At 67.2% G+C, this 5,043-nt stretch carries 5 protein-coding genes; all 5 read left to right on the top strand.

Annotated features, from left to right (window positions below; all coding sequences use genetic code 11):
• Nucleotides 1–2,019: conjugal transfer protein TrbE (gene trbE, locus KBA32_RS16440; RefSeq protein WP_294361298.1), on the top strand; the 2,019-nt coding region annotated here is incomplete at its 5' end.
• Complete coding sequence (gene trbJ, locus KBA32_RS16435; protein WP_066115942.1) at nucleotides 2,016–2,786, top strand: P-type conjugative transfer protein TrbJ; 771 nt, start codon at nucleotides 2,016–2,018, stop codon at nucleotides 2,784–2,786. The genes trbE and trbJ, both read left to right, overlap by 4 nt.
• A 10-nt stretch (nucleotides 2,787–2,796) precedes the next feature.
• Complete coding sequence (trbK-alt, locus tag KBA32_RS16430; RefSeq protein ID WP_103243966.1) at nucleotides 2,797–3,186, top strand: putative entry exclusion protein TrbK-alt; 390 nt, start codon at nucleotides 2,797–2,799, stop codon at nucleotides 3,184–3,186.
• Nucleotides 3,187–3,190: 4 nt separating this feature from the next.
• Nucleotides 3,191–4,555 carry a P-type conjugative transfer protein TrbL gene (gene trbL, locus KBA32_RS16425; RefSeq protein ID WP_103243967.1) on the top strand — a complete coding sequence of 455 codons (1,365 nt, stop codon included), beginning with the start codon at nucleotides 3,191–3,193 and terminating at the stop codon, nucleotides 4,553–4,555.
• Nucleotides 4,555–5,043, top strand: a 489-nt coding sequence (gene trbF, locus KBA32_RS16420) for a conjugal transfer protein TrbF (RefSeq protein WP_294361283.1), incomplete at its 3' end; no start/stop codon positions are given. The genes trbL and trbF, both read left to right, overlap by 1 nt.

The following is a 5,043-nucleotide window of genomic DNA, read 5'->3' as shown; positions in this document are numbered from 1 at the left end:
GGCGTCGATGCGCACGAGATCCTGCGCGGCTTCGCAGACCGCACCGATCGCATCCTTCAGCTCATCGACGCCTTCATGCCGGAATGCGCCTGGCTCGATGACGGCGAGACGCTGACCTATCTGCATTCGACCGTCTCGACCAAGCGGCACCGCGTCCGCGTGCCCGAGACGCCGATATATCTCGATGCGCTGCTGGCCGATCAGCCCCTGACCGGTGGGCTCGAACCCCGGCTCGGCGACGCACATGTCCGCATCCTCACCATTGTCGGCTTCCCGACCGCGACCACGCCCGGCATCCTCGATGAGCTGAACCGGCTGGCCTTTCCCTATCGCTGGTCAACACGCGCCGTCCTGCTCGACAAGACCGACGCCACCAAGCTGCTGACGAAGATCAGGCGTCAGTGGTTCGCCAAGCGCAAGTCGATCGCCGCCATCCTCAAGGAGGTGATGACCAACGAGGCCTCTGCGCTGGTCGATACCGATGCGGCCAACAAGGCCGCCGACGCCGATATGGCGTTGCAGGAGCTGGGCGCCGACTACGCCGGCCAGGCCTATGTCACCGCGACGATCACCGTCTGGGACGATGATCCGCGCATTGCAGCCGAGAAGCTGCGGATGGTCGAGAAGGTCATCCAGGGCCGCGACTTCACCGCCATGCCCGAGACGATCAACGCCGTGGACGCCTGGCTCGGCTCGCTGCCCGGCCATGTCTACGCCAATGTCAGGCAACCTCCGATCTCCACATTGAATCTCGCCCACATGATCCCGCTGTCGGCGGTGTGGGCGGGACCGGAACGGGACGAGCACTTCGATGCACCCCCACTGCTTTACGGCAGAACCGAAGGCTCGACCCCGTTCCGGCTTTCCATCCATGTCGGCGATGTCGGCCACACGCTGATCGTCGGGCCAACGGGCGCCGGCAAGTCGGTGCTGCTGGCGCTGATGGCGCTGCAGTTCCGGCGCTATCCGCAGTCGCAGGTTTTCGCCTTCGACTTTGGCGGATCGATCCGCGCCGCCGCGCTCGCCATGCGCGGAGACTGGCACGATCTTGGCGGTGGCCTCACCGAAGGCTCAGACGACAGCGTGTCGCTTCAGCCGCTCGCGCGCATCGACGATGTCGCCGAGCGCGCCTGGGCCTCCGACTGGCTGATCGCGATCCTGGGGCGCGAGAGCGTGCCGGTCACGCCCGAGGTGAAGGAGCATCTCTGGTCGGCGCTCTCCTCGCTGGCGTCCGCGCCGATCAACGAGCGGACGCTCACCGGCCTGTCCGTCCTGCTGCAGTCCAACGACCTGAAGCAGGCGCTTCGGCCCTATTGCGTCGGCGGTCCCTATGGCCGGTTGCTCGACGCCGAGGCCGAGCATCTGGGCGAAGCGAATGTCCAGGTCTTCGAAACAGAAGGGTTGATCGGCACGGGCGCCGCCGCCGCCGTGCTCGCCTATCTCTTCCACCGCATCGAGGACCGCCTCGACGGTCGCCCCACGCTGCTGATCGTCGATGAAGGCTGGCTGGCGCTAGACGACGAGGGTTTCGCCGGTCAGCTCCGCGAGTGGCTGAAGACGCTGCGCAAGAAGAACGCCAGCGTCATCTTCGCGACGCAGTCGCTCTCCGACATCGACGGCTCAGCGATCGCGCCAGCCATCATCGAGAGCTGTCAGACTCGCATCCTGCTGCCGAACGAACGCGCGATCGAGCCGCAGATCACCGCCATCTATCGCCGCTTTGGGCTCAACGATCGCCAGATCGAGATCCTCGCGCGGGCGATGCCTAAGCGCGACTATTACTGCCAGTCGCGGCGCGGCAACCGGCTGTTCGAGCTGGGGCTGTCGGACGTGGCGCTCGCGCTCTGCGCCGCGTCGTCCAAGCAGCACCAGGCGCTGATCGCGGACGTTCACGCCCGCAGCGGCACGGATGGCTTCCTCGCTGAGTGGCTCGCCGAGAACCGGCTTGCCTGGGCCGCGGACCTCATCGCCGACCTCACCAATGTCATCCCCCAAACCGATCCGGAGACACGCCCATGACCCGTTCTACTCAATCCCGCTCGCTTGCACTGCGTATCACCGCAGCGCTGCTTGCCGCGCCGATCGCGCTTTCGCCGATCCTCAGCACTCCCGCCGCTGCGCAATGGATCGTCTACGATCCGACCAACTATGCGCAGAACGTCCTGACGGCGGCGCGCACCCTCCAGCAGGTCAATCAGCAGATCACCCAGCTTCAGAACGAAGCGACGATGCTGATCAACCAGGCCCGCAACCTCGCCAGCCTGCCATACTCCTCGCTCCAGCAGCTTCAGCAGTCGGTTCAGCGCACCCAGCAGCTCCTGCAACAGGCGCAGGGAATCGCCTACGACGTCCAGCGCATCGACCAGGCGTTCACGTCGACCTACGGCAACGCCTCCATGTCCGCCTCCGACCAGGCGCTCGTGGCGCAGGCGCGGGAGCGCTGGCAGAACACGGTCGGCGGCCTGCAGGACGCCATGCGCGTCCAGGCCGGCGTGGTCGGCAACATCGACACCAACCGCGCCGAGATGTCGTCACTGGTCGGCCAGAGCCAGGGCGCGACGGGAGCGCTGCAGGCGACGCAGGCCGGCAACCAGCTTCTCGCGCTGCAAGCGCAGCAGCTTGCCGATCTCACCGCCGTCGTTGCCGCCAACGGCCGGGCGCAAAGCCTGTCCGAGGCCGAGCGATCTGCCGCGGCCGAACAGGGTCGCGAACAGCGCCGACGGTTCCTGACGCCGGGCACCGGCTATCAGCCCGGCAACGCCCGCATGTTCCCGAACGGCAACTGAGGGCGCGGCCATGGACGGCAAGATGCTCGCACGGCTCGGCGCTGTGGTGTTCGTGGCCGTCGCGATCACTGCGACCGCGATCGAGATGAACCGGAAAGAGGAAGTGCGGGAGGCGTGGCCGTCCGACCGGACCACCCAAGCGCAGGGCGATCCGTTGCGCGACGAAATGATCCGCTGCCAGGTGCTCGGCGAAGCGGGGCCGCGCGATCCGGCGTGCCTGCGGGCCTGGGCCGAAAACCGCAACCGCTTCCTCGCGCCCGGCGCGCGACCTACCGAGCGCTTGCCGGACATCCCGCCAGCGCCGCGAAACACTCTCATACCCCAATCGGACCGCACCGATCAGCCGGCCTTCGAGCCCGCCGCACCGATCGCGCCGCCGCAGCTCGACGAGGCGAGATAAGATCATGGGCGGCACCGGCGTCATTGACCATTTTCTTGAGGTCTTCACCCGCTACATCGACAGCGGATTCGGGCTACTCAGCGGCGAAGTCGCCTTCATCGCCACCACCCTGATCGTCATCGACGTGACGCTGGCGGCGCTGTTCTGGAGCTGGGGCGCCGACGACGACATCATGGCCCGCCTGGTGAAGAAGACGCTGTTCGTCGGCGTGTTCGCCTACATCATCGGTAATTGGAACAACCTCGCCCGGATCATTTTCGAGAGCTTCGCCGGCCTCGGCCTGAAGGCTAGCGGCACCGGGTTCACCACGGCCGACCTCTTGCGCCCTGGCAAGGTCGCTCAGACCGGGCTCGACGCCGGACGGCCGCTGCTCGATTCCATCTCCAGCCTCATGGGCTACTGGTCGTTCTTCGAGAACTTCATCCAGATCGCCTGCATGTTCCTGGCCTGGGCGCTGGTGCTGCTCGCTTTTTTCATCCTCGCCATCCAGCTCTTCGTCACGCTCATCGAGTTCAAGCTGACGACGCTCGCCGGCTTCGTGCTGATCCCGTTCGGCCTGTTCGGCAAGTCGGCCTTCATGGCCGAACGCGTGCTCGGCAACGTCATCTCCTCCGGCATCAAGGTGCTGGTGCTGGCCGTCATCATCGGCATCGGCTCGACGCTCTTCTCAGAATTCACATCCGGTTTCGGCGGCCAGAACCCGACAATCGACGAAGCGATGGCGATCGTGCTCGCCGCGCTGTCGCTGCTCGGCCTCGGTATCTTCGGTCCCGGTATTGCAAGCGGCATCGTCTCCGGTGGTCCCCAGCTCAGCGCCGGAGCAGCAGTCGGCACTGGCCTGGCCGCAGGCGGCATGGTCGCGCTCGGCGCTGGCGCCGTCGGCGCCGCTGCGTCGGGTGGTGCTGCGCTGGCCGGTGGTGCCGCCGCCGCCGCTCGTGGCGGTGCTGCGATCGCCGGCGGCGCGTCCACCGCTTACAGCCTTGGCTCAGCCGGGCAGGCCGGCGCGGTCGGTGTCGCTTCCGGTCTCGGCGGGGTCGTGCGTGCCGGCGGCAGCGCCGCCGTCTCACCTCTGCGTCGCGCCGCATCGCGTGCCGCCGAAAGCATGCGCTCAAGCTTCAACGCTGGCGGCAAGGCCGCCTTTGAGGCGACAGGCGGCACTTCCACCATGGGCTCGATCGGCGGTGACGCGGCCGGTGATGGCGCCGCTGCCGCCGGTTCCGCGAACGCCGGCGGTCCGCCGGCCTGGGCGCAGCGGATGCGCCGATCCCAGCACGTGACCCATGCCGTCCAGGCCACGGCCCATGCCGTCCGCTCCGGCGACGCCCACGGCGGCGGCTCTTCCATCAATCTTTCCGAAGGCGATCGCTGATGTTCAAACGACCCTCTACCCATTATGGCAAGGCCCCCGAGCCGGCGACGCCCTATCAACGCGCCACCCAGGTCTGGGATGAGCGCATCGGCGCCTCGCGCGTGCAGGCCAAGAACTGGCGGCTCATGGCGTTCGGCTCGCTGATCCTATCGGCCGGGTTCGCCATCGCGCTCGTCGTGCAGTCAGCACGCGGGACGATCGTACCCTGGGTGGTCCAAGTCGATCGCATCGGTCAGGCGCAGGCCGTCGCGCCCGCCGAGGCCGACTATCGTCCGACCGATCCGCAGATTGCCTTCCACCTAGCGCGCTTCATCGAGCAGGTCCGGAGCATTCCGGCCGATGCGATCATCGTCCGGCAGAACTGGCTGCGCGCCTACGACTTCACGACTGACCGCGGCGCCATGGCGCTCAATGACTACGCCCGCTCCAACGACCCCTTTACACGGGTCGGCCGGCAGCAGGTCGCTGTCGACGTCTCCAGCGTCATC

The sequence above is a fragment of the Propionivibrio sp. genome (genome assembly GCF_017995515.1).
Lineage (GTDB): Bacteria > Pseudomonadota > Gammaproteobacteria > Burkholderiales > Rhodocyclaceae > Propionivibrio.
Note: the sequence above shows the minus strand (reverse complement) of the source record. Positions and strands in the feature narration are given on the sequence as shown.

Coding starts and splice junctions, on each gene's coding strand:
- trbJ (WP_066115942.1), top strand. CDS start 2,016: ATGACCCGTTCTACTCAATCCCGCTCGCTTGCACTGCGTATCACCGCA.
- trbK-alt (WP_103243966.1), top strand. CDS start 2,797: ATGGACGGCAAGATGCTCGCACGGCTCGGCGCTGTGGTGTTCGTGGCC.
- trbL (WP_103243967.1), top strand. CDS start 3,191: ATGGGCGGCACCGGCGTCATTGACCATTTTCTTGAGGTCTTCACCCGC.